This window comes from Photobacterium frigidiphilum (assembly GCF_003025615.1).
Lineage (GTDB): Bacteria > Pseudomonadota > Gammaproteobacteria > Enterobacterales > Vibrionaceae > Photobacterium > Photobacterium frigidiphilum.
In genome coordinates, this window is record NZ_PYMJ01000106.1 from 1 (window position 1) to 1,831 (window position 1,831).

The 1,831-nt window shown below is 44.5% G+C and carries 2 protein-coding genes; both read right to left on the reverse strand.

What is annotated here, in order from left to right; all coding sequences use genetic code 11:
- Window positions 1–1,049 (reverse strand): nucleotidyltransferase domain-containing protein (locus C9J12_RS29925; RefSeq protein WP_107247097.1); only part of this gene is annotated, 1,049 nt, incomplete at its 3' end.
- 549 nt (window positions 1,050–1,598) lie between these two features.
- A partial coding sequence (locus C9J12_RS31375) for a hypothetical protein (RefSeq protein WP_227876523.1) occupies window positions 1,599–1,831 on the reverse strand: 233 nt, incomplete at its 5' end.

Genomic DNA, 1,831 nt, shown 5'->3' on the forward strand with positions numbered 1-1,831 from the left:
GCCGTTAGCGATGAAGCAGCCTTGGATGATGATTGCTTTTCTTGCTTGGGCACCTTGAAATCGTCGCCAAACAGTTTATTCAAGATTTCGCACTGTTCTACTTCGTCCGTCTCGTCCGAGGCTTTCTGAAGGTCCTCTTGAAGCTTGAGCAGCTTGTTTCTAAGTTGGGCACCGACATTTAAATCACTACCATCGGCGTGCCCACCTTCCACCTTGTGTTGGAAAATATCGCGTTTCGGTTTTTTTGGTAACTTGACATATACGCGATAATCGTCTGTTCCCCATGGAGCTGAAATGTAGTCAGCATCAAGAATTGCATCAACCGTGCTTTTCAACGCCTGTAGATCGTCATCCACCTCGGCTGACAGCGAGTTAGGGCTATATTGCTCTTTCAGCATGACGGTTAGGCCAATGGAGAAGACCTTCTTTCTTACCTCTTCAGAATTAAAGTTCACATCTCTCCAGCGTTTTATGTAGCGGATCAGACGTTTAAGCTGCTTGCGTTTTACTGTAGCCCCAAAAACAAAGTCATCAACGCTATCGATCCACTCAATAAGTCCTTTCTGATCAGCTTCTGACCATTCCTTGTGCTCATCACTGGAACCATTTTTACCGACGGCTAGGTAGTAGGTATCATCGCCAAAAAAAGAGGTCTCTTTTTTGTATACGGTATAGTCAATATGCAGGTTGATTGATTTGTAGTCCGCTGTAACGCACGGCTTTTTGATTCTCGGATCCTTGAAATTCCGCTTATCCAGCACTTCTTTTATGACTTTCTTTGGAGCAACAGGATCTTCTGGTGCTTTCTCTGCATCAATGACGATTGCGCGATCTATGTCAAAATCACCATCCAGACTGTTGATGGCAGTGTTAACAGCAAATGATCCTTGCATGAATGAGTCGATTACAGGGTAGCCTGCCTCTTTGAAAGCGATTTTGATTTCCTCGAAAATGCTTTTATCCTTTTCCTTTGCCTTTTTATATCCTTCTGAGTGGCTGGTTAGGTAGATTTTCTTATTGAACTTGTTGAAATGGTTTTGAATAGGCATTGAGCACAGATCTCTCAGGTGATGGAATGAGTCAGGTAGTACATGGGGATATATACAGTCAACTTCAAGTGACTGGATAGAAAAAAGACAAACTGTTCAAGAAAGCCACAGAGATCGGTTGACCTGCACCACTAATACCGGACGCGCTGTTAAGCAACTTTTCCATACTAGAAGTAATTTATGGATTGCTAATTTAGTAAAATGACTAACGAACTTCTGTCCCGCTCCGTACCTGCCACTCATCCTGGCACGCATTTGCCCCAATTTCGTGTTGATTCATCATCTGACTCTTCAGCTAGACTGAAGGTGTCCAAAAATTTCCCAGGCTTTTCGGCAATACATGGGGCCGCTACAACTAAGAACCCGCTCCTGTAGCGGGTTTTCTCGTATACAGGCTAGGTATTGCACTACCGAAAAGGAAGGGAATGAGCCTCGTTCCCTTCTCTGTCCCTACAACTCCATTAGGCCGAATAGTGCGACTTTAAAGGTAAATAAAATTAAATGGTTATGAGATTGGCGTGCAATATTTTCCGAATCGTCGTGTGGCCCCTAATAGTAGTAGGCGTTGATATGTGTTTCGAACTTTCGTATTTCTGCCAGCAGATCGTCAAACGTGTAGGGCAACTGGCTATTGGGGAACATGTCGGCCATGGCTTCCCAATCTGCTCGATAATGATCGAGCATGTCAGAAGACGTCGGGCAAAGTTGCAAGGGACCGGTTCGCGCCGTATTGCAGTACTCTAGATTGGTACGGTAGTGAATATCGCAAAACTCAACATGGT